The organism is Lysobacter spongiicola DSM 21749, assembly GCF_900167055.1.
Taxonomy (GTDB): Bacteria; Pseudomonadota; Gammaproteobacteria; order Xanthomonadales; family Xanthomonadaceae; genus Novilysobacter; species Novilysobacter spongiicola.
On the sequence record NZ_FUXP01000008.1, the window covers coordinates 48,852 to 74,875 of the forward strand.

The 26,024-nt window shown below is 67.3% G+C and carries 21 protein-coding genes and 1 pseudogene; 9 read left to right on the top strand and 13 right to left on the bottom strand.

What is annotated here, in order from left to right; all coding sequences use genetic code 11:
* Nucleotides 1-56 precede the first annotated feature (56 nt).
* The gene (locus B5D37_RS10435; protein ID WP_078758679.1) at nucleotides 57-1,043 is read left to right on the top strand and encodes a class I SAM-dependent methyltransferase; all 987 of its coding nucleotides are present in this window, start codon (nucleotides 57-59) and stop codon (nucleotides 1,041-1,043) included.
* 35 nt (nucleotides 1,044-1,078) lie between these two features.
* Here B5D37_RS10435 and B5D37_RS10440 read toward each other — a convergent pair whose 3' ends face one another.
* From B5D37_RS10440 to B5D37_RS10460, 5 genes are all read right to left on the bottom strand, one after another.
* A complete protein-coding gene (locus B5D37_RS10440) occupies nucleotides 1,079-2,008 on the bottom strand; it encodes a DUF4097 family beta strand repeat-containing protein (RefSeq protein WP_078758680.1) in 930 nt (309 codons plus the stop codon).
* A gap of 12 nt (nucleotides 2,009-2,020) precedes the next feature.
* Entirely contained in the window at nucleotides 2,021-2,296 is a 276-nt protein-coding gene (locus B5D37_RS10445; RefSeq protein WP_078758681.1) for a hypothetical protein, read from the bottom strand.
* Between the two features lie 221 nt (nucleotides 2,297-2,517).
* Nucleotides 2,518-3,108 carry an RNA polymerase sigma factor gene (locus tag B5D37_RS10450; RefSeq protein ID WP_078758682.1) on the bottom strand — a complete coding sequence of 197 codons (591 nt, stop codon included), beginning with the start codon at nucleotides 3,106-3,108 and terminating at the stop codon, nucleotides 2,518-2,520.
* Between the two features lie 121 nt (nucleotides 3,109-3,229).
* A complete protein-coding gene (locus B5D37_RS10455) occupies nucleotides 3,230-5,038 on the bottom strand; it encodes a phosphoenolpyruvate carboxykinase (GTP) (RefSeq protein ID WP_234987816.1) in 1,809 nt (602 codons plus the stop codon).
* 63 nt (nucleotides 5,039-5,101) lie between these two features.
* Nucleotides 5,102-5,695: a TetR/AcrR family transcriptional regulator gene (locus B5D37_RS10460; RefSeq protein ID WP_078758683.1), complete on the bottom strand. Its 594-nt coding sequence runs from the start codon at nucleotides 5,693-5,695 to the stop codon at nucleotides 5,102-5,104.
* A 201-nt stretch (nucleotides 5,696-5,896) separates the two neighbouring features.
* On the opposite strand from B5D37_RS10460, the gene B5D37_RS10465 reads away from it, so the two are divergent.
* Nucleotides 5,897-8,365: an acyl-CoA dehydrogenase gene (locus B5D37_RS10465; RefSeq protein WP_078758684.1), complete on the top strand. Its 2,469-nt coding sequence runs from the start codon at nucleotides 5,897-5,899 to the stop codon at nucleotides 8,363-8,365.
* On the opposite strand, the gene B5D37_RS10470 is transcribed toward B5D37_RS10465, so the two are convergent.
* The 3 genes from B5D37_RS10470 to B5D37_RS10480 form a co-directional block, all read right to left on the bottom strand.
* Nucleotides 8,366-9,745: an NTP/NDP exchange transporter gene (locus B5D37_RS10470; protein ID WP_234987818.1), complete on the bottom strand. Its 1,380-nt coding sequence runs from the start codon at nucleotides 9,743-9,745 to the stop codon at nucleotides 8,366-8,368.
* Nucleotides 9,742-11,652: a M48 family metallopeptidase gene (locus B5D37_RS10475; protein ID WP_078758685.1), complete on the bottom strand. Its 1,911-nt coding sequence runs from the start codon at nucleotides 11,650-11,652 to the stop codon at nucleotides 9,742-9,744. The genes B5D37_RS10470 and B5D37_RS10475 overlap by 4 nt, the downstream gene beginning before the upstream one ends.
* A 68-nt stretch (nucleotides 11,653-11,720) precedes the next feature.
* On the bottom strand, nucleotides 11,721-12,317 hold the full coding sequence (locus tag B5D37_RS10480; protein ID WP_078758686.1) for a LemA family protein: 597 nt from the start codon (nucleotides 12,315-12,317) through the stop codon (nucleotides 11,721-11,723).
* 67 nt (nucleotides 12,318-12,384) lie between these two features.
* Between B5D37_RS10480 and B5D37_RS10485 the strand changes: the two genes are divergently transcribed.
* Entirely contained in the window at nucleotides 12,385-13,785 is a 1,401-nt protein-coding gene (locus tag B5D37_RS10485; protein WP_078758687.1) for a serine hydrolase domain-containing protein, read from the top strand.
* 88 nt (nucleotides 13,786-13,873) lie between these two features.
* Here the strand turns inward: B5D37_RS10485 and B5D37_RS10490 are convergent, their stop codons facing one another.
* The 5 genes from B5D37_RS10490 to B5D37_RS10510 form a co-directional block, all read right to left on the bottom strand.
* Nucleotides 13,874-14,428 (bottom strand): histone H1-like repetitive region-containing protein, encoded by a 555-nt coding sequence (locus B5D37_RS10490; RefSeq protein WP_078758688.1) that lies wholly within the window; start codon nucleotides 14,426-14,428, stop codon nucleotides 13,874-13,876.
* A gap of 782 nt (nucleotides 14,429-15,210) precedes the next feature.
* Nucleotides 15,211-15,606 carry a glycine cleavage system protein GcvH gene (gene gcvH / locus B5D37_RS10495; protein ID WP_078758689.1) on the bottom strand — a complete coding sequence of 132 codons (396 nt, stop codon included), beginning with the start codon at nucleotides 15,604-15,606 and terminating at the stop codon, nucleotides 15,211-15,213.
* Between the two features lie 87 nt (nucleotides 15,607-15,693).
* Nucleotides 15,694-16,815: a glycine cleavage system aminomethyltransferase GcvT gene (gene gcvT / locus B5D37_RS10500; RefSeq protein WP_078758690.1), complete on the bottom strand. Its 1,122-nt coding sequence runs from the start codon at nucleotides 16,813-16,815 to the stop codon at nucleotides 15,694-15,696.
* Nucleotides 16,816-16,922: 107 nt separating this feature from the next.
* The gene (locus B5D37_RS10505; protein WP_078758729.1) at nucleotides 16,923-17,120 is read right to left on the bottom strand and encodes a hemin uptake protein HemP; all 198 of its coding nucleotides are present in this window, start codon (nucleotides 17,118-17,120) and stop codon (nucleotides 16,923-16,925) included.
* Between the two features lie 83 nt (nucleotides 17,121-17,203).
* Nucleotides 17,204-18,175 carry a potassium channel beta subunit family protein gene (locus B5D37_RS10510; protein ID WP_078758730.1) on the bottom strand — a complete coding sequence of 324 codons (972 nt, stop codon included), beginning with the start codon at nucleotides 18,173-18,175 and terminating at the stop codon, nucleotides 17,204-17,206.
* 324 nt (nucleotides 18,176-18,499) lie between these two features.
* On the opposite strand from B5D37_RS10510, the gene B5D37_RS10515 reads away from it, so the two are divergent.
* The 6 genes and pseudogenes from B5D37_RS10515 to B5D37_RS10540 all read left to right on the top strand — a co-directional run bounded on the left by B5D37_RS10515 (nucleotide 18,500) and on the right by B5D37_RS10540 (nucleotide 26,012).
* Nucleotides 18,500-19,075, top strand: a complete 576-nt coding sequence (locus B5D37_RS10515; protein WP_234987819.1) for a TMEM165/GDT1 family protein — start codon at nucleotides 18,500-18,502, stop codon at nucleotides 19,073-19,075.
* A 77-nt stretch (nucleotides 19,076-19,152) separates the two neighbouring features.
* Nucleotides 19,153-20,286, top strand: a complete 1,134-nt coding sequence (locus tag B5D37_RS10520; protein WP_078758691.1) for a GGDEF domain-containing protein — start codon at nucleotides 19,153-19,155, stop codon at nucleotides 20,284-20,286.
* A gap of 86 nt (nucleotides 20,287-20,372) precedes the next feature.
* Nucleotides 20,373-21,670, top strand: a pseudogene (locus B5D37_RS10525) (NupC/NupG family nucleoside CNT transporter).
* Between the two features lie 9 nt (nucleotides 21,671-21,679).
* On the top strand, nucleotides 21,680-22,633 hold the full coding sequence (locus B5D37_RS10530; RefSeq protein ID WP_200809231.1) for a ribokinase: 954 nt from the start codon (nucleotides 21,680-21,682) through the stop codon (nucleotides 22,631-22,633).
* A 127-nt stretch (nucleotides 22,634-22,760) separates the two neighbouring features.
* Nucleotides 22,761-24,869 carry a TonB-dependent receptor gene (locus tag B5D37_RS10535; RefSeq protein WP_078758693.1) on the top strand — a complete coding sequence of 703 codons (2,109 nt, stop codon included), beginning with the start codon at nucleotides 22,761-22,763 and terminating at the stop codon, nucleotides 24,867-24,869.
* Between the two features lie 9 nt (nucleotides 24,870-24,878).
* Nucleotides 24,879-26,012 carry a PepSY-associated TM helix domain-containing protein gene (locus tag B5D37_RS10540; protein WP_078758694.1) on the top strand — a complete coding sequence of 378 codons (1,134 nt, stop codon included), beginning with the start codon at nucleotides 24,879-24,881 and terminating at the stop codon, nucleotides 26,010-26,012.
* The last annotated feature ends 12 nt before the right edge of the window (nucleotides 26,013-26,024 follow it).

A 26,024-nucleotide genomic window follows, 5' to 3' on the forward strand; every position in this document is an offset into this window, starting at 1 on the left:
TTCGGGGTCCCTCTTTTTTTTGGTGGGAGCACGCGGCCACCCGATACACTGTCGCCATGGCCGATTACACCAACCGCCGCCGAGCGTGGAACCAGTACTGGGCGACGGGCGCGATGCACTCCCTGAAGGGCTCGCTACCTGATCACTACCAGGGAGCCGTCCGCGCTTTCTGGCAAAGGGTCTTCGCGGGACTTGACCACGAAAAGCGCGTCCTCGAGGTTGGCACCGGGAACGGCGCACTGCCCGCCCTCATCTGCCAACTGTGCGCCCAGGATATGCCCCGGGTGGACGCCGTCGACTACGCGGATATCGACCCGACCTGGGTCCGGCAGGCGCCGGACGCGTGCCGCGATGCCATCGTCTTCCACCCGAACCAGCTGATCGAAGCGTTGCCCTTCGCGGACGAAACGTTCGACCTCGTCGTCGGGCAGTTCGCGTTCGAATACGCCGAACGCCCCGCAGCCATCAAGGAACTACTGCGGGTGCTGAAACCGGACGGTAACGTCGGACTCCTGCTCCATGCCAGCGATTCCCGATTGGCCGAGGTCGCCCGCGCGGAGGCGCCAATGGCGGAGTGGCTTCTGGAAATCGATGGTTTCATGGAGGCCACCGGAGACATCTACCGGCACGCAGCACTCGCGTCGACCGCAGAAGGCAGGCGGCGGTTGCAGGGAGATCCCGAAGCCACACACGCGAAGAAACGCTATAACGAGGCGATGCAGCGACTCTCGCAGGCCGCACGCGCGACGCCGGTCCCCGACCTCCTGCTTGAGGCCCGGGAGTTCGTCGCTACCCAGGTCGCCGCGGCGGCCAGCTCCGGTCGATGCGAGCAATCGCTCCACCTGCATGCCGAGTATGCTCGCTCGCTTGCCGACGCGGCGCTCAGGTCGAAGGAGCTGTTGGCCCACGCGCTCGACGGGGAAGCTGCTGGAATCCTGGTTGCGGACATGCTTCATCAAGGGCTCGCTGATGCGCGGGTCGCGCCGTTCCACCATGAAAACGGCGCTCTGATTGGCTGGTCCCTCCTCGGCCGAAAGACCTAGGTGGCGCAGGCCCGACCATGCGTCGCAGATCGCCATTAGAGATCCAGCCGTAGCCTGGCATCCCCCGAAAAGGTCTCGATCCGGATTTCCCCCTCTCCAGCACCATAGCGGTGTTCGAAGCTCGAGCCGGGTCCGTGCCGCGGGCGCTCGATCTCCGCCCCGGGCGCGGACAGGTCGCCACTGAAGCTCTCGCCCGAGACGTCTGCAGACAGGTCAGGTGGCAGACGCAGCGAAATATCCCCGCTGACGCTCTCTGCGCTGATCGAACCACCGCTGGACAATCCGCTGGCAAAGGCCATGTCGCCGGAAACGCTCTCGCCCTCCAGCTCCCGTATGCGCGACTCGTGCGCCCGGACGTCCACGTCGCCGGACACGGTGGCGACCCTGACGCGACCGCCCAGGCGTCCGCGCAGGTCGATATCGCCGCTCACGCTCTCCAGATCCACATCCGTCGAATTGATGGTGAGGCGCATGTCGCCACTCACGCTGTCGATGCCGACCTCTCCCGGGGCACCGACCACGGCGACGTTGCCGCTGACGCTGTCGATGGACAGCGCGCGAGCTGCAGTTCCCTGGACGTCGATATCGGCCGAGACGCCGTCGATATCGAGCTCCGCCCGCAGGGGCACCATCAACCGCAGCTCACTGGGTTCGCTGTTGTCGCCGGACAGGAACCCGAGCCGGCCCTGGTTGGGGTATTTGACCTTGATCGAGAGGCGCCGCGAGTCCCCGTCCACCTCAAGCTTTTCCACCCCCTCGCCGAGGTGGCCGCGGAGCTGCACCAGGGGACGATCCCAAACCTCGACATCAATGCGTCCCTTGATGTTCTCGATCTCCAACCTGCCCTCGGGGTCCAGGCGGTGCTCCTGGTTGATGGGAGTCCTTGCGGACGCGCCCAAGGCCATGAGCAACAGGCCGCTACCCAGGATCGCAGCTCGTGCGGCATTACGCGGTGTCGGTTTCATGCAGGTCTCCGTTCAGCTGAATGCGGCGCGCCGGGCCAAGGCCAGGCGCTGTTTGTGGGTCCGATGGAGTTGCTCCAGCAACAGTCGGGATCCGGGATCGCGGGCTAGGGCCTGCTGGATGATTTCCAGGTTGCGGTCCAGCTCCTGGTAGGCCGGTTGCAGCGGTGCCGGGACACCGGCGGCCACTCGAGTCTCAAGCAGGGCTGCGTCGTATTGCCGCGACAGCCCTTCGGCCTCCACCTGCACTTGCGCCCGGGCCGGATCCGGCTGTGGGTGCGGCCCCTGCATGATGCTCCACCAACCTGCCGAGCCGACAACCAAAGCCAGTGCGGCAGCGACAGAGAACAGTGGACGCCAGTGCGGCCTCTTCGACCTTGCCGGCTGCTCCGCGGGTCGCGGGCCCAGTCGATCCTGAATGCCGGGCCACAGGTCCCGCCGGGGTATCGCCTCGCACCGGAGCGCCCGCAGGCGCAACCGCAGGTCCTGATCGTCCGGATGTTCCACTCTGTTCATGACGAGCCTCCCAAACGTTGTCGCAGCAGCCCTCGCGCCCGGTGCAGCTGCGCCTTGGAACTCCCGATCGCCATGCCGAGCTCGCTGGCGATCTCCTCGTGTGTCCAGCCTTCGATGTCGTAGAGCACGAGTACGGCGCGCGCACGTGGCGGCAACGACGCCACTGTCCGCTCCAGATCCATGGTCAGGGCAGTGCCATCGCCGGCCGAATCGGGTACGCCGACCAGCCACAGCCCGTCGTCGCCGCCGCCGTCCTGCGGCCGGGCGCGGCCGCGGCGCATCTCCATCAGTGCGGTCGTGACAGCCAGCCGATGCAGCCAGGTGGACAGCGCCGCCTCGAACCGGAAGCCCGGCAGCGCCTGCCAAGCCCGGACGAACGCTTCCTGCGTCAGGTCGTCGGCCCGGCTACCATGGCCGCCGACCAGGCGGAGGATGACTCCGCGCACGCGCCCGACATGTTGGCGGTAGATAGCCTCGAACGCTGCCACGTCGCCTGACATCGCGGCACGCACCAAGGCGCGCTCCGATATCGGTTCCGATGTGTCGGCTTCGACGAGGCCAGGCGGCTCGATCACGGCAGTGAGCATGCCATTGGGATGCCAGGGCGGCCGAAAAGGTTTAAGGCGGCCCGGGGCGGCAATGCCGCACCGGGCTCCCGGTCGCGGCTGAAGCCGCTCCTACAGCGGGCCGGAAGCGGCCCCGCTGGCGCTACGCGCCCTGGTCCAGGCGGGCAGCGATGCGCTGTTGCTCGTCCTTCAGGGCCTGCGGCATGCGCGGGCCGAACCCGTCGAGATACTCGCCGATGCCTTCGAACTCGGCCTGCCAGCCCTCGCGGTCGAAACCGAAGAGCTTGGCGCGAGCCTCCTGGTCGAGCTCGACACCGTCGAGATCCAGGTCCGCCGGGTCGGGCAGCAGCCCGACCGGGGTCTCCTTGGCACCGACGGTGCCTTTCACGCGCTGGATCATCCATTCCAGCACCCGCAGGTTGTCGCCAAAGCCCGGCCAGAGGAACTTGCCGTCATCGCCCTTGCGGAACCAGTTGACGTGGAAGATCTTCGGCAGCTTATTGCCGCCGTTGTCGAACGACAGCCAGTGGTTGAAGTAGTCGGCGAAGTTGTAGCCGCAGAACGGCTTCATCGCCATCGGGTCGCGGCGCATCACGCCCACCGCGCCGGTCGCGGCGGCCGTGGTTTCCGAACCCATCGCTGCCCCGACCAGCACGCCGTGGGTCCAGTCGCGGGCTTCGAACACCAGCGGGACGAGCGAGGCGCGGCGGCCGCCGAAGACGATCGCGCTGATCGGCACGCCCTCGGGATTTTCCGCCTCCGGTGACCAGCTGGGGCACTGCTTGGCCGATACCGTGAAGCGGGCATTGGGATGGGCCGCCGGCCGCTTGTCGGCATCGTAGGGCTCGCCGCGCCAGTCGATTGCCGGCTCGCCCTCTCCCAGCCCCTCCCACCACGGCTGGTTGTCGCCGGTGACGCCGACATTGGTGAAGATGGTGTTGCGGCGGATCGACGCCAACGCATTGGGGTTCGACTTCGCTGAAGTACCCGGCGCCACGCCGAAGAAACCCGCCTCCGGGTTGATCGCGTACAGGCGCCCGTCCTTGCCCGGGCGCATCCAGCAGATGTCGTCGCCGATGGTGGAGATCTTCCAGCCGTCCTTGAGGTAACCCTCCGGCGGGATCAGCATCGCCAGGTTGGTCTTGCCGCAGGCGGACGGGAAAGCGGCGGCGATGTAGTGGGTCTCGCCCTGCGGATCCTGCAGGCCGAGGATCAACATGTGCTCCGCCAGCCAACCCTCGCTGCGGGCCTGGTGGCTGGCAATGCGGAGGGCGTGGCACTTCTTGCCCAGCAGCGCGTTGCCGCCGTAGCCAGAGCCGTAGGACTTGATCGCCAGCTCTTCCGGGAAGTGCATGATGAAACGACGATCCGGGTCCAGCTCGCCAATGGAGTGCAGACCCTTCACGAAGGCACCGCCGCGCTCACCCTCGCGTTCGATACGCGCCAGTGCCGGCGCGCCCATGCGGGTCATGATCCGCATGTTAGCGACCACGTACGGGCTGTCGGTGATCTCGACGCCGCAGCGCGAGAGCGGCGAGTCGATCGGTCCCATGCAGTAGGGCACCACGTACAGGGTCCGGCCCTGCATGCAGCCGTCGAACAGCGCGTCCATTTTCGCGTGCGCTTCGGCGGGCGCCATCCAGTGGTTGTTCGGGCCGGCATCTTCCCGCTCGCTGGTGCACACGAAGGTCAGGTGCTCCACGCGCGCGACGTCGTCGGGATCGGACCGGTGCAACCAGCTGCCCGGGTGGGTCTGCTCGTTGAGCTTCACCATGGTGCCGTCGGCTTCCATCTGCCGGACCAGTTCCGCATTCTCCGCGTCGCTGCCATCACACCAGTGCACCCGATCCGGGCGGGTCAATGCGGCGACTTCGGCCACCCACTGGTTGAGCGACGCCAGGCGGCTGCCTGGATGGGTAGAAGCGGAAACATCCTGGGTGATTGCGTTCACGACGGCGGCCTCCAGCCGAAAAGGTTCATGACGAGGACCCGCGGCGGCGGGCCGATGCGGAAATCAGGCGCCCGGGATGAGCGTGGCCATCACGTGCTCGACGTAGGCCTCGAACTCTTCGTGCTGCAGCCGGGCGTGGTGCAACTGCAGGTTGAGCTGCAGGAAGCCGACATAGGCGGCGTACGCCAGGCGGGCGCGGTGCTGGGCTTCGGTGCGTGGCAGACCCGCCTGCCGGAACGATGCGGTGAGGTAATCGAATCGGCGCTGCGACACGCGCCCGATGACCGGCTGCACCACCGGGTGGTCCAGCGCCTTGAGCAGCTCGGAGTACACCACGTGCGACTTGTATTCGTGCGCGACCAGGTCGAACAGCGCGCGCAGCCGGGCCCGGGGATCGGCAATGACCTCCAGCTGCCCGAATACCTGCTCCTGCTCGACCTTCTCCCAGCGCTCGAGTGCGGCCACCAGCAACGCCTCGCGGGACGGAAAGTGCCAGTAGAAGCTGCCCTTGGTGACGCCCAGCCGACGTGCCAGCGGTTCAACCGCGACGGCGGCCACGCCCTGTTCGGCGATCAGGTCCAGCGCCGCCTGTGCCCAGTCCTCGGCGCTCAGGCGGGCGTTTCGATCGGACTTGGCAGGGGACTTGGTGACGGCCATGAACCGGAGATTGTAGCAACCATACGGGCCCGGCAGGGAACGTACGTCGCCTGTTGACAGCAGGCACTCCCGTTTCCATACTCGAGCGTATGTTGATGCGGGGTCGAGTGTGGGGAATCGTGCACCGGTTTCCCGCGACATCAACACGACCGCGCCTATCCTGTCCTTCCCAGCGCCACACCGTTTGCCGGAGTGCCTTGCATGAGTATCGCCGCACCGTTCCTCGTCCTTCTCCTGGTGGGCGCCTTCGCTGCCTACCACCGGATGCGCCTGGCTACCTGGACGGCCTTGACCGCCGTCGCGCTGGTGGCTGCATGGCTGCTGGGGGCCCATCCGGTGGCCACCATCGTCGCCGCGGTCATCACCGCGCTCATCGCCGTGCCGCTGCTTGTGCCGGCGATCCGCCTGCCGACCATCACCGCGCCGCTGCTCGGCTTCTACACCAAGATCCTCCCGCCACTGTCGGAAACCGAGCGGGTCGCGCTGGAGGCCGGCACCGTCGGCTTCGAAGGCGAGCTGTTCTCGGGAAAACCGGACTGGCAGGTGCTGCTCGACCAGCCGGCGCCGACACTGACTGCCGAGGAGCAGGCCTTCATCGACGGCCCGGTCGAAGAGCTGTGCCGGATGACCAACGACTGGGATATCACCCACGTGCGCGCCGACCTGCCGCCGGAAATGTGGGAGTTCATCAAGAAGAACAAGTTCTTCGGGATGATCGTGCCGAAGGAATACGGCGGCCTGGGCTTCAGCGCACTGGGTAACCACAAGGTCATCCAGAAGCTGGCCTCGGTTTCCTCCGTGGTGAGTTCCACCGTCGGCGTGCCCAACTCCCTCGGGCCGGCCGAGTTGCTGATGCATTACGGCACGCAGGAACAGAAGGACCACTACCTGCCCCGCCTGGCCGACGGCCGCGAAGTGCCCTGCTTCGCCCTCACCGGCCCTTGGGCGGGTTCGGATGCGACCTCGATCCCGGACTTCGGCATCGTCTGCATGGGCGACTGGAACGGCGCCAACGTGGTAGGCGTCAAGCTGACCTTCGACAAGCGCTACATCACCCTGGCGCCGGTTGCCTCGCTGATCGGGATGGCGTTCCGCATGTACGACCCGGACGGCATCCTCGGCGACAAGCGCGACATCGGCATCAGCCTCGCGCTGCTGCCACGCGAGACGCCCGGGATCGACATCGGCCGCCGCCACTTCCCGCTCAACAGCCCGTTCCAGAACGGCCCGCTCAGCGGCCGTGAGGTCTTCATCCCGCTGAGCCAGCTGATCGGTGGCGAAGCGTATGCCGGCAAGGGCTGGCAGATGCTGGTGGAGTGCCTGTCGATTGGTCGTTCCATCACCCTGCCCTCCACCGCGAGCGGCGGTGCCAAGCTGGCCGCCGTCGCGACCGGTTCCTATGCCCGGATCCGCAAGCAGTTCGGCCTGTCGATCGGCCGTTTCGAAGGCGTGCAGGAGGCGCTGGCGCGCATCGCCGGCAACGCCTACACGATCAGCGCGCTGTCGGAGGCTTCGGCCGCCGCCGTGGCGCGCGGTGAACTGCCCGCGGTGCCCTCGACGATCTCCAAGTACCACTGCACCGAGATGGGCCGGCAGGTCGCCCAGGACGCGATGGACATCCACGGCGGCAAGGGCATCATCCTGGGCCCGAAGAATTATCTGGGCCGCGCGTGGCAGGCTTCGCCGATCGCGATCACCGTGGAAGGCGCAAACATCATGACGCGCTCGCTGATGATCTTCGGCCAGGGCGCGATCCTCTGCCATCCGTGGGTGCTCAAGGAGATGAAGGCGGCCACGCTGGAGGACGAGGACGAGCGGCTGCGCGAGTTCGACCGCAACCTGTTCGGCCACATCGGCTTCGCGATTTCCAATGCGGTGCGTTCGCTGTGGTTCGGCTTGACCGGCGCCCGTTTCGGAAAGGCGCCGGGCGATGCCTACACCCGCCGCTTCTATCGCAAGCTCAACCGCTACTCGGCGGCGCTGGCGCTCTGCGCGGATACCTCGATGCTGCTGCTGGGCGGGAAGTTGAAGTTCAAGGAGTCGCTGTCGGGCCGCTTGGGCGACGTGCTCAGCCAGCTCTACATCACCAGCGCGCTGCTCAAGCGCTATGAGGATTGGGGCCGCCCGGAGGCCGACCAGCCGCTGTTGGCCTGGTCGTTCCACGACGCCGTCCACAAGATGGAGGTCTCGCTTTCGGCTGCCCTGCGCAACTTCCCGGTGCGTCCGGTCGGCTGGTTGCTGTGGGCACTGATCTTCCCGCTGGGTCGCCGGGCACAGGCACCGAGTGACCGCCTGGGCCGCCGCGCCGCATCGTTGCTGATGACCCCGAACGAGGCGCGGGACCGGCTGGCCGAAGGCGTGTTCACCACGCCCACCGCCACCAACCCGGCAGGCCGCATCGACAGCTACCTGCCGGCGGTGGTCCTGGCCGAGCCGGTCGAGCGCAAGTTCCTCAAGGCGCTCAAGAGCAGCGGCATCGAGTCACTCACTTTCGCCGAGCAACTCGAGGAAGGGGTGCGCGAGGGGTGGATCACGGCCGACGAGCGCCGCCAGCTCGAAGAGCTGCGGGAGATGACGGTGGACGCGATCAGCGTCGACGATTTCGACCCGGCGGAGTTGCGTTCGGCGGGCTACCGGGAAGATGACCAACCGCAGCGCGACGTCGCCTGATCAACGGCTGGCGGGTGACGGCTCTTTGCCCTCGCCCGCCGGCCGGTCGCTGTCCTGTGCATCGGGCAATGCCCGCTGCGCACGCACCACGCTCCATGCGCCAGCCGTCATCCCCAGGGCAATGAAGAATCCGGTGGCGAACACCACGCTCGACCCGAAGATGGCCAGGCCCTTGTGCAGCCACACGAAGGTAAGGTCGCTCCCGCGGTAGATCGCGGTGTCGATCGCCGCCTTCGCCTTGTAGCGGGCTTCGCGGTCGACGCGGGTATACAAGGTTTCGCGTCCGGGCTTGGCCAGCGAGAACTCCCCTGCGCGAGTGGCCACCTGGACCATCGCCACGAGGATGGGAAGCGGCGACGCCGCGAGCATGCAGTAGCCGACCAGGATGGCCGCCGCCGGCACCAGCAGTGCCGGCGCCACGCCATGTCGCCGCAGCAGCCAGCGGGTGACGAACAGCTGCACCAGCAGGGTCAGCCCGTTCACCGCCCAGTCCACGGTGGCGTAGTAGCGCGTCCCTGCCTCCGGACCCGGATAGAACTCCCGGACGATCTGGGCCTGCTCGTTGTAGAGCAGCGTCCCGACCCCTACCCCGAAGAAGCCGGTGATCGCCAGCGCACGCAGCAGCGGCTGTTCCCATACAAGCTTCAGGCCCGCCAGCACCGAACCACCCATCGCCTCTTCGCCGCCATGCGCGCCCGCCTTGCGCTCGCGCCGCAACGCCCACGGGCGCAGTTTGACGATGCACAACAGGCACACTGCGAGGCACCCGGCGGAGACGAGCAACAGGTTGGCCAGCCCCAGCGGCCCTACCAGCACGCGGGTAATGCCCGGACCGACCAGTGCACCGATCGTGCCGCCCGCCCCGATATAGCCGTAGACCCGCTTGGCGTGCTCGTTGTCGAACACATCGGCCATGAAGCTCCAGAACACAGTCACGGCGAACAGGTTGAACACCGCGGTCCAGACGAAGAAGGCCGCGCCGCGACCGGGCATCGTCGTGTGGAACAGCCAGTAGAAGCCGGCAAGGCAGGCGATGAAGAACAGGTACACCGCCGGCAGGAACACCCGGCGCGGAAAGCGCGCGACCAGGGCGCCGTAGACGGGTTGCGCCAGCACCATGGCGACGAAGGTCATGCTGAAGAGCACCTGCAGGGTGTATTCGCCCAGGGCGAACCCCGCATCCCCGCTCCAGTCCACCAGCCAGCGCGGGAACACGGCCGCGGCGTCTCCCGACGCTCCCATCGCATCACGCACCGGGCGCAACACGTAGTAGCCGCACAGCAAACTGAAGAAATACAGCAACGCCCACCACAGTGGTGGCGAGGCCGCCAGCTCGGTACGCAGACGACGGAACCGTCCGGCAATGGCGATAGGACTCACGCGGAGGTCGGCATCGGTGGCAACGGACAATGCAACACGCCGCAGATGGTGCGCAGCAGCTCCGCCTCGGCGACATTGACCCGCCCGTCATGGCCGATCGAAGTCGTGACCGCTTCCACCAGCATCTGCTTGGCGATGGGATCCAGGCTGTCCAGCGGCATCCACGCGTCCTCCAGCGCAAGGACACCGCGCCGGGGTGGGTGGTAGCGCACGTGCTCATCGGGCAGCACGCTGCGCATTCCGGCGATGAACGCGTGTTGCGCCTGACGGGCATCGGCATGCCCGCTATGGGCGACAACGGCAAGCAGGGTCGCGATCGCGTCGCGCACCTGGGAAGGACGCTTCCGGCCGAACGACAAGTGCCGGGAAGGATCGAGCGACTCGCGCAACTGGACCGTCAACAGCCGGCCGAGGCAGTACTCGAACAGCGAAACGTCTCCATCCGCCAGCACGGCCGCGTTGACCGCATCCAGGAACGCCTCCAGTTGCGGCCGCGGGCGGCGACGCAGCACCGGGAAGCACAGGTTCGCCAGCGGAAGGCGAAGCATTGGATGGAGCGCCGCGAGGTGCTGGCGCCTGAGGTGTGCCGCTTCGAACGCGACTTCCTTCCCCAGCCGCACGCCGATGGCTGCGACCTGCTGTTCGGCGACGTCCTCGCGGTGGTCGACCAGCAATCCCAACAGCAACGGCATCACGCGTTCGCGGTCGATCGCGATTGCGCGCAACTCGGCGGGCAGCGCCGCCATGATGGTATCGGCGCTGAGGTAGTCGCCCGCGTCCGGATGGCCCACGTGCTCGGCGACCATCGGGCCGGTGAGGACGTGGTCGCCGGCAACGGCCGGCAAGGCGCCGACACTGTGCAGGCCGAGGTGCATGTCCTCTTCCAGGCCCCGGGGCGGGGCTTCCAGCCACCGCCGGGAGAGTGACTCCAGCCTGTCGCTCGAAAAGCCCGGCTCGAGCGCCTGGATGCGCTCCACCAAAGGCGGATGGGTGGCGAGCCAACGACCGAAGACCCCGTTGAAGGCGAGCCCCTCGCCGAACAGCATGTGGCTGACCTCCTCGGCGTCGGCGCGCTGGCTGAGGTGCGAACCGTCGGCGAGGCCTCCGATCTTCTTCAGCGCCCCTGCAAGACCCGCGGTCTGGCGGGTGAACTGCACGGCGCTGGCGTCGGCCAGCCGCTCCCGGCTACGGCTGACGCCTGCACGGATCATGCGTGCGAAGAACAGGCCGATGTAGCCGATCACCAGCGCGGCGATCGCCGCCACCAGGATCGGCGCGCCGGCGCCACCCCCGCGCCCCCGGCCGCGGCCACTGAACGCGCCGAACCGGAGCACCTTGCTGCCGATGAGCGAGATCATCGCGATCCCGAACAGCACCCCCACCAGCCGCAGGTTCAGTCGCATGTCGCCGTTGAGCACGTGGCTGAACTCGTGGGCGACGACGCCCTGGAGCTCGTCGCGGTTGAGGCGGTCCAGCGCCCCGCGCGTGACCGCGATGACAGCGTCGGAGGTGGAGTAGCCGGCGGCGAAGGCGTTGATGCCGGCATCGTGCTCGAGCACGAACAGCGCCGGCATCGGTACGCCCGACGCAATGGAGACTTCCTCCACGACGTTGCGCAGCCGCTTCAGGTCGAGGTCCTGCGGATCATCCGGTACCGGGGTACCGCCCAGTTGCAGCGCGACGGCCTCGCCTCCACCACCCAGCGTGGCCATCCGATAGAGCGAACCGAGCCCGACCACCGCTACCGTCGCCACGGCGGCGAAGATCAGCGCCTGCGGATCCGGCCCGACGACGAACCACACGGCAGCGTCCACCGCCAGCACCAGCCCAACCACGGCAAGGGCGAAGAGCAGGACCAGCCGGTTGGAAGCGCGGCGGGCGGCGGCCTGTTGTTCAAAGAAGTTCATCTACGCAGCACCTGCGGGATGCGCGAACACCGGAGCCGGCATCGACGCCGGCCCATGGGGTCGGTGGATCAGAACTGGACCTGTGGCGCCTGGCGCATCTCGGGCTGGTCGGCCGGAATCTCGAGCAGGGCCGCCGGTTCAAAGCCGAAGTTGCCCGCCACGAGGCTGGAGGGGAAGACCTCGCGCTTGTTGTTGTAGGCCATTACCGAGTCGTTGTACGCCTGCCGGGCGAACGCGACCTTGTTCTCGGTGCTAGTGAGCTCTTCGGTGAGCTGCATCATGTTCTGGTTGGCTTTCAGGTCCGGATAGGCTTCCGACACCATCAGCAACCGGCCGAGCGCCCCTTCGAGCATGCCCTCGCTCGCACCCAGCTGCTTCATCGCCGCCGGATCACCCGCGCGCCCCTTCGCCGCGGAGAGACCGGACATCGCCGCCGCGCGTGCGCTCATCACCGCCTCGAGCGTCTCCTTCTCGTGCGCCATGTAGCCCTTGGCTGTCTCCACCAGGTTGGGGATCAGCTCGAAGCGGCGCTGCAATTGCACGTCGATCTGGGCGAACGCATTCTTGTAGGCGTTTCGGGAAGTCACCAGGCCGTTGTAGATACCCACGCCCCAGAAGATGAACAGGGCCACTAAACCCAACAGAATCAGGAAGCTGAACGTCATTGTTCGCGAACCTCTGGATAACGGCGCTATGATCGGATACACGCAGCATACGCAGGGGCAGCGACCTATGAAAGACGACGTCAATCGGCGCTCGCGGGCCAAGGGGCGGCTGGCGGCACTCGCCCTCCTCCTTCCGCTCACGCTCGGATCCACCGCGCAGACGGTGCTGCACGTGGAGGAATCCGGGGTCGCTGCCGCAGGGCCGGAACAGATCGCTTCGCTGCCCGAGACCGTTGTCGACGGTGTTGCCGCGGACTTCGCACCGGCTCCCCTGCCGCCTGCCGGCCCACCGCTGCCGGCGGGCTTCGACGTTCGCATGTTCGAAGCCATGGCCCAGCAGGTGGTCGCCGACCAGCGCGTGCCTGGCCTGGCGATGGCCATCGTGCATGACGGCAAGGTGCTTAGCGCACGCGGTTATGGCATCACCGATGTAAGCGATGCCGAGCCGGTGGATTCCCATACCGTTTTCCGCCTCGCCTCCCTGTCAAAGGGCTTCGCCGGCACGATGGCCGGGCTGCTGGTCAACGAGGGGGCGCTGCGATGGGACAGCCGCCTCACCGACTACGTCCCCAACTTCCAATTGAGCCGCCCCGGCGCGGCACAGCAGGTGACCGTCGCCGACATCCTGAGCCACCGTGTCGGCCTGTCCCGGAACTACTACGACCGCGACCTCGAGCGCTACGTTGATTACCGCACGCTCAGCCGCAAGTTGGCCGATGCCCCGCTCACCTGTGATCCGGGTACCTGCTATGCCTACCAGAACGTCGCCTTCAGCCTGATCGGCGACATCGTGTTCGCGGCCACGGGCGACTTCTACAGCCAGGAAGTCCAGCGTCGCCTGCTCAAGCCGCTGGGCATGAACGACGCCAGCCTCGGGCTGGAAGGTATTGAATCCAGTGCGCGCTGGGCCAAGCCCCACGTGCGCGGTCGTGGCGGTTGGGTGTCGGTAATGCCCAAGCCCACGTATTACGAAGTAGCCCCGGCAGCAGGCGTCAACGCCAGTGCCAGCGACATGGCCCAGTGGCTGATCGCCCAGAGTGGCCATCGTCCGGACGTGATCCCGGCACCGCTGCTGGCCACCCTGCACCAGCCGCTCGTGGACACGCCCTACCAGACGCGTTCCTCGGCGTGGCGCAGGGCACGGCTGGGCTCGGCCGGCTATGGGCTCGGCTGGCGGGTGTATGACTACTCGGGGCATCGCGTGGTCTACCACGCCGGTGCGGTGCAGGGTTATCGCGGCATGATCGCCTTGCTGCCCGACAGCGACATCGGCATTGCGATGATGTGGAACGGCGAAAGCGCCCTGCCGGCCGGGCTGTTGCCGACGATGCTGGACCGCGCCCTCGACATCCCCTCGGACCTCACCGCCTGGATCGACATCGATTTCCAGCAGCCGACCTATTATGCCGAGCGTGATACACCCGCCGCCGGCAGCAACGCAGCCGCCGCGACGGCTGCGCCGCGGTAGCAACAAGTCCAGCGCACATAAAAAAGCTCCCTCCCGCCTGGGCTGCGGGAGGGAGCTGCTTGCGTGTTGCGGTATCGGGTAGCGCGGCCTAGATCATCGGCGCCGGGGTTGCCGGCATCGCAGTCGGAGCCGCCTGCTTCTTGGCCGAACGGCGCGATGCCTTCTTCGCGGCCGGCTTCTTGCTTGCGGCCTTCTTGGCTGCCGGCTTCTTCACCGCCGCCTTCTTGGCGGTCTTCTTGGCGGCAGGCTTGCGCGCCGTCGACTTCTTGGCAGCTGACTTGCGGGCGGTGGCCTTCTTGGCCGTCGCCTTCTTCGCAGTCTTCTTTGCGGCCTTCTTGGCTGCCGGCTTCTTGGCAGTTGCCTTCTTCGCGGTCTTCCGGGTCGCCGTCTTCTTGCTGGCGGACTTCTTGCTGGCGGACTTCTTGGCGGCCGACTTCTTGGCCGTCGCCTTCTTCGCGGTCTTCTTGGTCGCGGACTTCTTCACCGCCTTCTTGGCGGCCGGCTTCTTCACTGCCTTCTTGGCGGCGGGCTTCTTGGCCGCGGACTTCTTGGCGACCTTCTTGGCTGCCGGCTTCTTGGCGGCAACCTTCTTGGTCGCCTTCTTCGCGGCAGGCTTCTTTTTCGCAGCTTTCTTAGTGGCCATGTGATGGCTCCTCGTCAGTGGTCTATCGGGGTGTACAGCCCAGTACCAAGTGCGTCGCGGGGGGCGACCCCGCGACCAGCCGCCGGAGCAAGACGCTCCAGAACGGATGGGTGGAAACCCGACGCGCCGTCATGTCGAACCGCTACCGCGGACAAACAAAAACCCGATCCGCCGTTTGCGAACCGGGTTGCATGCATCGGGTTGTTCTGCGATCGCGTGGGGTACTCCGCCAGTGACGGGGAGGCCACCTCCACCTTGTCGACTGCAAGTGCGAAGGTTTGGCGTGTACGGCACGTTGTCGCGTTGGCTCTGCTCACTCGCTTCCGTTGGAAACGTCTGCTGGGCGAAACCTAATCACGGTTTTTACAGGTGTCAACAATTACCGAAGCTGCATGCGATGCCTGATCACCGGTCGTCCCGACATCGAGCAACGCATGTACTGCTGCCGATACGCGAACTCGCCTGCGATATGGACCCGATGGTTTTCTGAAGCCATCCCGCAAAGCCAAGCCGGGCGCGGGCTGCGGCATGCAGCGTCATGCCTGTGTTGGATCCAGCAACGAACGGCAGCGTTTCCGGCGACCCATACCGGATGGCTAAAATTTAGCCACGTCATCCTGGATGGCAGGTGTTTGGCCTTTGCCGCTTTTCGCGTTGCACAAACTGGTTTTGCGCCGATATGCGCAGCCCCCGAACAAAAAAAATCCGCGCCATGGGGCGCGGATTTCTTCACCGGGTTCGCGATCCGCGATACGGATGCGGCCGTGCGCGGCGCTGCGAACTCAGTGGTCGTCTTCCTCGAGCAACTCGGCATAGGCGTCGGGGTCGAGCAGGTCGTTGAGCTGCGAAGCGTCCTCGGCTTCGATCACGAAGATCCAGCCCTCGCCAAACGCATCCTCGTTGATCGTCTCCGGCTTGTCGCCGAGCGCATCGTTGATGGCGACAACGGTGCCGCTGACCGGTGCGTAGATGTCGGAAGCCGCCTTCACCGACTCGACCACCGCGCAGGCATTGCCGGCATCGACGTGGTCGCCGACGTTGGGCAGCTCGACATAGACGAGGTCGCCCAGCAGGCCCTGGGCGTGGTCGGAAATGCCGACCGTCACCTTGCCGTCGCCTTCGACGCGGGCCCACTCGTGGGACTTCATGAACTTCAGGTCGCCGGGAATCTCACTCATGGGGTGCTCCGCTGCTACGGGGTGGGTGGCTGGAAGGGGCATTAGTGTAACCACGCCGGGCCTGCCCCGGTCGAGCGTGGGGAAGGGTCATTCCAGTACGCCCGGCTGCACCTGGCCTTCGCGCACGAACGGGAACCTGACCACGCGCACCGGCACTTCCCGGCCACGGATGTCGACCCTTGCAACGCCTGCCTGCCCGAGCGCGAGCTCTCCGGCCGGAACGCGGGCCAGCGCGATCGCCTTGCCAAGGGTGGGCGAAAAGGTCCCCGAGAGGATTTCGCCCTCGCCGTGTTCGGTCAGCACCTTCTGCCCATGGCGGAGGACGCCGCGCTCATCCATCACCAGCCCGATCATCTGCCGCGGTGCGCCCGCTGCCTTCTGCTGTTCGATCACGTCCCGGCCGATGAACCCGCGCCCTTCGTCGAGAGCGACGGTCCATCCCAGCGCGGCTTCATACGGCGACACCTCCTCGTCCATGTCCTGGCCATAGAGGTTCAGTCCTGCTTCCAGGCGCAGGGTGTCGCGGGCGCCCAGGCCGGCCGGCCCAACGCCGGCTTCCAGCAGCGCATCCCAGAGCGGGACCGTGGCACCCCGGGGCACGACAATCTCGAAGCCGTCCTCGCCGGTGTAGCCGGTACGTGCGATGAAGACTTCGGTGCCGTTTGGCAAAGAGGCGGTGCGAGCCGCGAACCTGCCCAGCTTGCCGATGCGCTCGCGATCCTCCTCGCGCAGCAGGGAGACCACCTTCTCCCGCGCCGTCGGCCCTTGCACCGCGATCATCCCGAAGTCGTCGCGCTCGGTGACCTCCACCTCGAACGGCAGGGCCTGCTCGCGGATCCAGGCGAGGTCCTTCTCGCGGGTAGCGGCATTGACCACCAGCCGGAAGAAGGTCTCGTCCATGAAGTAGACGATCAGGTCATCGATCACGCCGCCACGCGGGTTGAGCATGCAGGTGTAGAGCGCCTTGCCGGGCTTGGAGAGCTTGTCGACCGAGTTGGCGACGAGCCTGCGCAGGAATTCGCGCACCCGCCCGCCGCGCAGGTCGACGACGGTCATGTGGCTGACGTCGAACATGCCGGCATCCTTCCGCACCATGTGGTGCTCGTCGATCTGCGATCCGTAGTGGATCGGCATGTCCCAGCCGCCGAAGTCGACCATCTTCGCGCCCAGGGCGCGGTGGCTTTCGTTGAGGATGGTCTTCTGCGTCATCAGGGTCGGCCCGGAAGGAGTTGGCCGGCCATTATCCCAGAGGGACGCGGCGCGTGTTGTTCGGCCCGTCGCTGGACCGCAGCCGCGGCATCATGCGCGCAACCCGGCTACTTGGTCAGGATCAGCTTGTCGTTGCGGGTGTGCCGCAGGCGGTAGGTCTCGCCTCCGTGCCGGATCAGCACCTCCCGGCACCCACGCAGCAGGGCGTCGCTGTCCAGCGGGAGGACCATGGGCGTGCGGTCCGGCGAGGTCGGGGCAGGTCGGCCGGAAAGCGGGCGGCGGAGGGTGAGCGGTGCGGACGTCATCATCTGGGCGGACATGTTCGCGAGCCTCTCTCGAAGGGAGAGTTGATGATAATGATTCTCATTACCTATGCAACCACGCTGACTTAGCCGACCGCCGCCCTCACCTGCTGCCATGCCGCATCATCCAGCCCGTCGGACAGCTCCACTGCCTTCAGGTTCTGGAGCAGTTGCTCCGGATGGCTGGCACCCAGGATGACGCTCGAGACGTGCGGGTTCCGCAGGCACCATGCGATGGCCAGTGGCGCGGGCGCAACGCCCAGGCGCCCGGCGGTGGCGGTGAAGCGCCGCACCCTCTCCAGCCGTTGTGCTTCCGCGTCCCCCAGCACCATGCGCTTCAGCCAGCCGTGGCCTTCGTGTCCCAGACGCGTCTGCTCGGGAATGCCGTCGTTGTACTTGCCCGTGAGCAACCCCGAGGACAACGGCGACCACGTGGTGGTACCCAGCCCGAACTCGGCATACAGCGGCGCGTACTCCAGCTCGACCCGCTCCCGATGCAGCAGGTTGTACTGCGGCTGCTCCATCGTCGGTGGGTGCAGGTGATGGTGGCGGGCAATCCTGTGCGCCTCCCTGATCTGCGTCGCCGACCACTCCGACGTGCCCCAGTACAGCACCTTGCCCTGTCGGACCAGGGCGTCCATCGCCCACACCGTTTCCTCGATGGGTGTATCGGGGTCGGGGCGATGACAGTAGTAGAGATCGAGATAGTCGACCCGGAGTCGCTGCAGCGCGCCATGGCAGGCATCGGTGACGTGCTTGCGCGAGAGCCCTTTCTGGGTCGGACGCGGGTCGCTGGCGGAGCCGAAGAAGACCTTGCTGGACACGCAGTAGCCATCGCGCGGCAGGCGCAGGTCGGCGATCACGTCACCCATCATGCTTTCCGCCTGGCCGTTGGCGTAGCCCTCGGCGTTGTCGAAGAAGTTGATGCCGTTGTCCCAGGCCGTGGCGATCAGATCGCGTGCGACCGACCGTCCCACCTGGCTGGCGAAAGTGACCCATGCGCCGAACGACAGCGCGGACAACTGAAGGCCGGACGAACCAAGGCGACGGTACTGCATGGATCGCTCCATTGACGGGGACGCAAGCAGTGTAAGCCGCCATGCAGTCGATGCAGGCGCGTCGGCCCCGGCCGCCGCTGCGCTACAATGGAGCGGTTCCTCCTCCGGGGAGTAGCCACCCGCGTCGCCTGGCGATGCGGGCCGTGCGTCAACATGCTTGGCCCCACCGGCCATGGCGTACGGCGGACCAGAGCGGTCCGAAGCAAGACCGAAGGCAGGCGTAGCGCGAATGACCCTGGCGCCGGGCGGCGATGCCGTGCCGGTCGCGGGGCCGGGCCGCGCGACGTCTGCTGCCTTCGCGCCTTGCCCGGCCCCGGACCGTTGATGGACGAACTTCCCCTGCAGGCCCTGTTGCTGTCGACCGGTACCGTGGCGGTCGCCGAGATCGGAGACAAGACCCAGCTGCTCGCCCTGCTCCTGGCCGCGCGGTTCCGCAAGCCCTGGCCGATCATGGCCGGCATCCTGGTGGCGACGCTGCTCAACCACGCGCTCGCCGCGTGGGTGGGCGCACTTGCGGCCCAATGGCTGCACCCGGAAACCATGCGATGGATCGTGGCGGCGAGTTTCCTGGCAGTCGCGACCTGGGCGTTGAAGCCCGACACGCTCGACGATACCGGCAGGTTGCCCGCTCGCGGCGCCTTCGTGGCCACGGCCATCGCCTTCTTCCTTGCCGAGATCGGTGACAAGACCCAGGTCGCTACGGTGCTGCTGTCCGCCAAGTACGCGCCCTTCTGGGAGGTGGTGGCGGGCACCACCGCCGGCATGATGCTGGCGAACGTCCCGGTCGTCCTTCTCGGCGCACGTTTCGCGGACCGGCTGCCATTGCACCTCGCGCGATACGTGGCCGCCGCGGTATTCGCCACGCTCGGCGCCTGGGTGGCCTGGCGCGGGCTCGCCTGACCGCGCGCGCGGCCGCGGGCGCGCCGACCTCCGGCTCCGCGCTATCCTCCGCCCCTGGGGACGGGGAGCGGGAGACCATGAGCAACCGCAGCATCGGCGAGGTCCTGGGTGCAGTGACCTCCCGGCCGGACGAGATCCTGCTGGAAATGGGCGCCGGCGGCGAGCTGCTGGTCGCTCGCCTGCGCGCGATCCTCGCCGCGCTGCTCCTGCTGCTCCCGCTGTTCAACGCCATCGGTGGCGGGTCCACCCGCGAAACCCTCAGCGGCCTGGCCGGCGCCATCCTCGTCAATGTGTTCTCGCAGGTCTGGCTGTACCTGGCGCACCGGCCCCGGCGCCATCGCTGGTTGCCGTTCGCGACCGCCGCCTTCGATGTCACCACCACCACCCTCGTCCTCGCACTGCTCGCCTCCCACCACCTGCCGGCGGGGCTCAACAGCATGGTGGTGTGGGCCTTCTACCTCGTCGCCATCGTGCTCACTTCGCTGCGCAGCGACGGCCGCACGACCCTGCTCGCCGGTGCACTCGCGTTGGTGGAGTACGGGGTATTGGTCGCCGCGGTTTTCATGACGGTGGACTCACCCGAGCAACTGATCTCCAGCGATTACGGCTCGGTAAACGTCGCGACCCAGGCCCAGCGGCTGGTGCTGCTGGCAATGGTGACGGCGGTGACCCTGATGGTGGTCTACCGCATGCAGAGGGTGGTCGAACTGTCCGGCACCGACGGACTGACCCGGCTCCCGAACCGCACCTGGTTGATGCACGGCATGCCACGCCTGCTCGAGGCGACGGGCCGCGACGGCGGCAGCGTGAGCGTGGCCCTGCTCGACGTCGACCATTTCCGCCGCATCAACGAGGACGCTGGCGAACATGCCGGCGACCGCGCATTGCTGCACGTGGTGGCGGTGCTGCGGGCCATGCTCGAGCCGGGCGAGTGGCTGGTGCGGCTGGGCGGCGAGGAATTCGCGCTGGTGATGCCGCAGCCTCTGGGCACAGCCTGGGAGCGCGTGGATGCGATGAGGCGGCTGCTCGAGCAACGCCCGTTCGATCCCGAGCGGGGGCATCCCGAACCGATGCGGCTGACCTTCAGTGCCGGCGTGGCGGCCAGCCCGCACGACGGCCACGACCTGTCGCACCTGCTCCGCCGCGCCGACCAGCGCCTGCGCACCGCCAAGCAGGAAGGTGGGAACAAGGTCATCGCCCGCGAAGGCTGACTTGGCTGAATGCGCGGGAAGTTGCCGGACGCGCCGGCCTGCCATACGCTGCGCGGTCGCACGGCTGGCGCCGAAGGGGATAGTAGATGGATGGTCTGGCACGGGTCGCCTTCGGCCTGTTTGGCTTGTCGGTGCTCATCGGCATCGCGTGGCTGTTCTCCAACCACAAGAAGGCCGTCGACTGGCGCCTCGTCATCACCGGCATCGCGCTGCAGATAGGTTTCGCCGCGGTGGTGCTGCTCGTTCCGGGCGGCCGCGACGTGTTCGACGCGCTGGGCAACGGCTTCGTGCGCCTGTTGTCGTTCGTCAATGCCGGGTCGGAGTTCATATTCGGCGGCCTGATGAACGTGGAGACCTACGGGTTCATCTTCGCGTTCCAGGTGCTGCCGACCATCATCTTCTTCGCCGCGTTGATGGGCGTGCTCTACCACCTGGGCGTCATGCAGCTGGTCGTGCGCGCCATGGCCTGGGCGATCATGAAGGTGATGCGCGTCTCCGGCGCCGAGACCACCAGCGTGTCCGCCAGCGTCTTCATCGGGCAGACCGAGGCGCCGCTGACCGTCCGCCGTATATCAGCAAGATGACCGAGTCCGAGCTGATCACGATGATGATCGGCGGCATGGCCCACATCGCCGGCGGCGTACTGGCCGCGTACGTCGGGATGCTCGGCGGCGGCGATCCGGTGCAGCAGGCGTTCTACGCCAAGCACCTGCTCGCGGCATCGATCATGGCGGCGCCTGCGACCATGGTGGTGGCCAAGCTCCTGGTTCCGGAAACCGGCACGCCGTTGACCCGCGGCACCATCAAGATGGAGGTCGAGAAGACCACCAGCAACGTCATCGATGCCGCCGCGGCGGGCGCGGGCGATGGCCTGAAGCTGGCGCTGAACATCGGCGCGATGCTGCTGGCCTTCATCGCACTGATCGCGCTGATCAACTGGCCGCTGACCTGGATCGGCGAGGTCACCGGGCTGTCGGCACTGCTGGGCAAGCCGACGGACATGGCGACGCTGCTGGGCTACGTGCTGTCGCCGGTGGCCTGGCTGATCGGCGTGCCCTGGCAGGATGCGAACACCATCGGCGGGCTGATCGGCGAGAAGATCGTGCTCAACGAGTTCGTCGCCTACCTGCACCTCGCGGAAATCGTGAACGGCAATGCCCCGGGCGTCACCCTCACCGACCAGGGCCGCCTGATCGCGACCTATGCCCTGTGCGGCTTCGCCAACTTCAGCTCGATCGCGATCCAGATCGGCGGCATCGGCGGTCTCGCGCCCGATCGCCGGCAGGACCTGGCACGTTTTGGACTTCGCGCCGTCCTCGGCGGGACCATCGCGACCCTGATGACCGCGACCATTGCCGGCGTGCTCACCTCCTTCGGCGCCTGATCGCGGAGATTGCGCATGGGCGTCGTCGTCATCGGTTCGTTCAACATCGACCATGTGTGGTCGCTGCCGGAGTTGCCGCGTCCTGGCGAGACCCGCTCCGGGACCTACCGCACCGGCCCCGGCGGCAAGGGCTTCAACCAGGCCACGGCAGCGGCACGTGCCGGCGCGGCGACCACCTTCATCTGCGCGCTGGGGAGTGATGCGGGCGGCACGCTGGCCCGCAGCCTGGCGACGGGAGATGGCATCGACCTGCGCGCCGAGACCGTCGACGCCCCGACCGGCACGGCCGGGATCTATGTGGACCATGGCGGGCTCAACAGCATCGTGATCGGCCCCGGCGCCAACGCACACTTGTCGCCACGACACATCCAGGCGCAGACGGATGCGCTCTCGACGGCCGGTGTCGTCCTGGCGCAGATGGAATCGCCGCTGGATGCGGTCGCGGCCGGTTTCACCGCGGCGAACGCTGCAGGGGCGCTGGCGATGCTCAACCCGGCGCCCGCCGATGCACTGGTGCCGGCGTCCCTGCTGGCCCGGTGCGACCTGATCACCCCCAATGAATCGGAATTCTGCGCACAGCTCGCGCGCCACTGCGGCGAACACGTAGAGGCCGACGGCCTCGCAGGCTTGGACGACGATCGCCTCCACGCACTGTGCCGCCGGCTCCTGCCGCACGGCACCGTGGTGATCACCCTGGGGGCGGCGGGCTGCTTCGCATCCCATGCCGATCCCGGCCGGCACGGCGACGACCTGCCGTTCCGCCGCGTCCCCGCATTCCCGGCACAAGCCATCGACACCACCGGCGCCGGCGATGCATTCAGCGGCGCCCTCGCCGCGTCGATTGCCGCGGGCGGAGCCCGCTTTTCCGATCATCTCGAATTCGCGTCCCGCTACGCCGGGAAGGCGACGGAAAAGCCGGGCGCCGCGGAAGCCATGCCCCGGCGCGAAGAACTCGCCGACTGAAGCCCTGCGGCGCCTCGTCTTCCGATCCTTCCGATGGGACTGGTGCAGCCGCGGCGCATGCAGCTGCGGCCTATGAAGTGAGATTGATTCGCATTAACATGCGCCGTCCCCGATCGACGGAATTCCCATGCACCGCCACGTTCCAGCCGTTGCCCTGACCGCTGTCCTCTTCAGCTCCGCCCTGCACGCACAGCAGGCCACGGACCTCGACAGGGTGGTGGTGTCCGAAAGCACCAGTCGGATCCCGAACTCCGAGGCGGCCTTGCCGAACACCATCACGGTGATCGACCAGGTGGAGCTCCAACAGCAACTGGCGGTTACCCAGGACCTGTCGCAGGTGCTTGCCAACCTGATCCCGGCGTTCTCTCCGCCCCGTCAGAAGATGACCAGTTCGGGCGAATCGGTACGCGGTCGCCAGTCGCTGTACATGGTCGACGGCGTGCCGCAGTCGACCCCGTTGCGTGACGGTGCGCGCGACGCCCACACCATCGACCCCGCGATGATCGAGCGGATCGAAGTGATCCACGGTGCGAACGCGCTGCAGGGTATCGGCGCCTCGGGCGGCATCATCAACATCATCACCAAGCGCGCCCCCCGCAAGCAGGGCGAAACCTTCCACGAGGTCATCCTCGGCGCCAGCACCGCGATGCCGGGCGAAGAAGACGGCACCGGCTACCGCGGCTCCTACCTGTTCGGGAGCAACGCCGGGGCGTGGGACTTCGTCGGCGGTCTGTCCTACGCGCAGGAAGGCCTGTACTACGACGCCGAGGGCAACTCGATCGCGCCCGAGCCGGTCCAGGGCGACCTGATGGACGCCAACAGCCGCAACATGTTCGCCAAGGCCGGCTGGGCGATCGACGACCAGCGCCGGCTCCAGCTGAGCGCCAACCACTATCGCCTCGAAGGCGAAGGCCACTACGCGGTGGTCGACGGCGACTACCGGCTGGGCATCCCGGCCAGCGCGACCCCCGGCGACCAGCCGCTGGAGCCACCGCAGAACGAGTCGAGTTCGGCAAGCCTCGATTACCGCGACAACGACCTCGCGGGCGGCCAGTTCCAGGGCCAACTGTTCTGGACCCGCTTCGAAGGCAGATACGGCAGCAACGCCTATGTCGACTTCTTCAATACCGGCAGCGACGAGATCTGGTACGACCAGTCGCAGATCAATGCCGAGAAGCTCGGCGGCAAGTTCACCTGGTCCCGTGGCTGGATCGCCGACCTTCCGCTGCGGCTGACCCTGGGCCTGGACCTGATCCGGGACACCACCGAGCAGCGCCAGCTCGCCAGCGGCCTGGGCTGGGTACCGCCGACCACCTACCAGAGCGTCTCGCCGCTGGTGCAGGCCGAGTATCGCCTCGGGCCGGTGCTGGTTACCGGTGGCGTGCGGCACGAGCGCGCCAAGCTCGACGTCGATGACTTCGTGACCCTGCCGCAGTACGGCACCCAGTTCGTCGAAGGCGGCAGCCCCGAATTCAGCGAAACCTTGCCGAACCTGGGGGTCGTCTGGGAGGCGGGGAGCGCGCTCAAGTTCTACGCCTCCTACGCAGAGGGCTACAGCGTTGCCGATATCGGCCGGGTACTGCGCGCGGTCGACGAGCCGGGACAGCGTGTCGAAACGCTGGTGTCGCTGACTCCGGTGATCGCCGACAACCGCGAGATCGGCCTCGACTACGACGACGGCCGCTGGCTGGTCCACCTGGCCGCTTACCGGTCCGATTCCGACTTCGGTTCGCGGCTGGCGTTCAACACTGCCACCGGCAGCTACGAGGTCAAGCGCGAGGCCACCGAGATCGAGGGTTTCGAGGGCAGCCTCGGCTTCCAGCTCAACGAGGCCGCGAGGCTGGGCGTCGCCTACGCCGAGGCTGACGGACGCTACGACAGCAATGCCGACGGCATCCTGGACAGCGACCTGCCCGGCGCGAACATCTCTCCCGACCGCGCGACCGCCTACTGGCAACACCAGTGGCTGCCGAACCTCTCCACCCGCGTGCAGGCCAGCCATTCGGACGACCGCGAGTTCAAAACGCGCGGCGTGGTCGACAGCCGCTTCAAGGGCTATACCACCTTCGATCTGCAGGCCACCGTCGGCCTGCCGGTGGGCACCCTGGCGCTCGGCATCGAAAACCTGTTCGACCGGCAATACATCCACTACAGCTCGCAGGTCCGACCGAGCGACGAGGATTACTTCGCCGGTCGTGGCCGGGTGTTCAGCGCGAGCTGGTCGCACCGGTTCTAGGCAAGGCCGATGGAAACGCGCGCCAGTCTCCCGGCCGGGCCTGTCACCCCCGGATTCGAAAGCCGGGTGAAGGCCACGTCGCGACGACGCGGCTTGCGCGCCGCGCTGTCCTGGCTGCACCTCTGGGTGGGGCTCGTGGCCGGGACGGTGTTCTCGCTGGTGGGCCTGTCGGGCAGCGTGCTGGTGTTCCATGACGACCTGCTGCAATGGCAGCACCCTGAACTGGGCGGCCACGAAGCCCGGGCCGATGGCGACGTGCTGGCCGGCATCCTGCGGCGCTGGACGCCCGAGGGCCTCGGCAGCCTGCACCTGCCCGAGCCAGGCGGCGTCCCTACCTGGCAGGGCTATTTCGGCGACGGGCGCCGCGGCTACTTCGATCCGGCGAGCGGCGAACTGCTCCTGATGCGCAGCGCCGACAACGACTGGCTGATGTGGCTGCACGAATTCCACGTCGAACTGCTGGGCGGTGCGCTCGGCGAGGAAGTGCTCGGAGTGGTCGGCTGGATCGCGGTCGGGCTGCTCCTGACCGGGTTGTACCTGTGGTGGCCGAAGGCCGGGCGGATGCTCACGCAACTGAAGATGCATCGCGGACCCCCGGTTCGACGCTGGCTGACGTGGCACCGCAGCAGCGGTGTCCTGTTGCTGCCGCTCCTGCTGCTGGCGACGCTGACCGGGGTCGGGATGATCTACCACGCCGGCTTCCGTGCAGCGCTCACCGGCGCCTTCGGCGGCGACGGGCCCCCGGCCGCCCCGCAGCGCATGGCCAGCGCCGATGCCCCGGTCGATTGGCCCCGGGTCCTGGATCTCGCCGGCACCGCACTGCCTGGCGGCCGCCTGACCCGCACCAGTGCACCCGCGCCAGGCAGCGACGTCGTCGCTTTCCGCGCGCGCAACGATGGCGAGTGGCATCCCAACGGCCGCAGCCTGGTCTACGTCGATCGCGCCGGCACCCGACTGCTGACGGCACACGACGCGACCGCCCAAAAGCCGGGCGCCCGGATGACCGAGGCGATCTATCCGCTGCACGTGGGATCGGTCGGCGGCGCCGCCTACAAATGGGCCACAGCCGGTGCAGGCCTGCTGCCGGCATTCCTGCTGGTGACCGGATTCCTGTTCTGGAGGCGTCGTCGCGGCAAGCGATGACCAGCCCCGGCG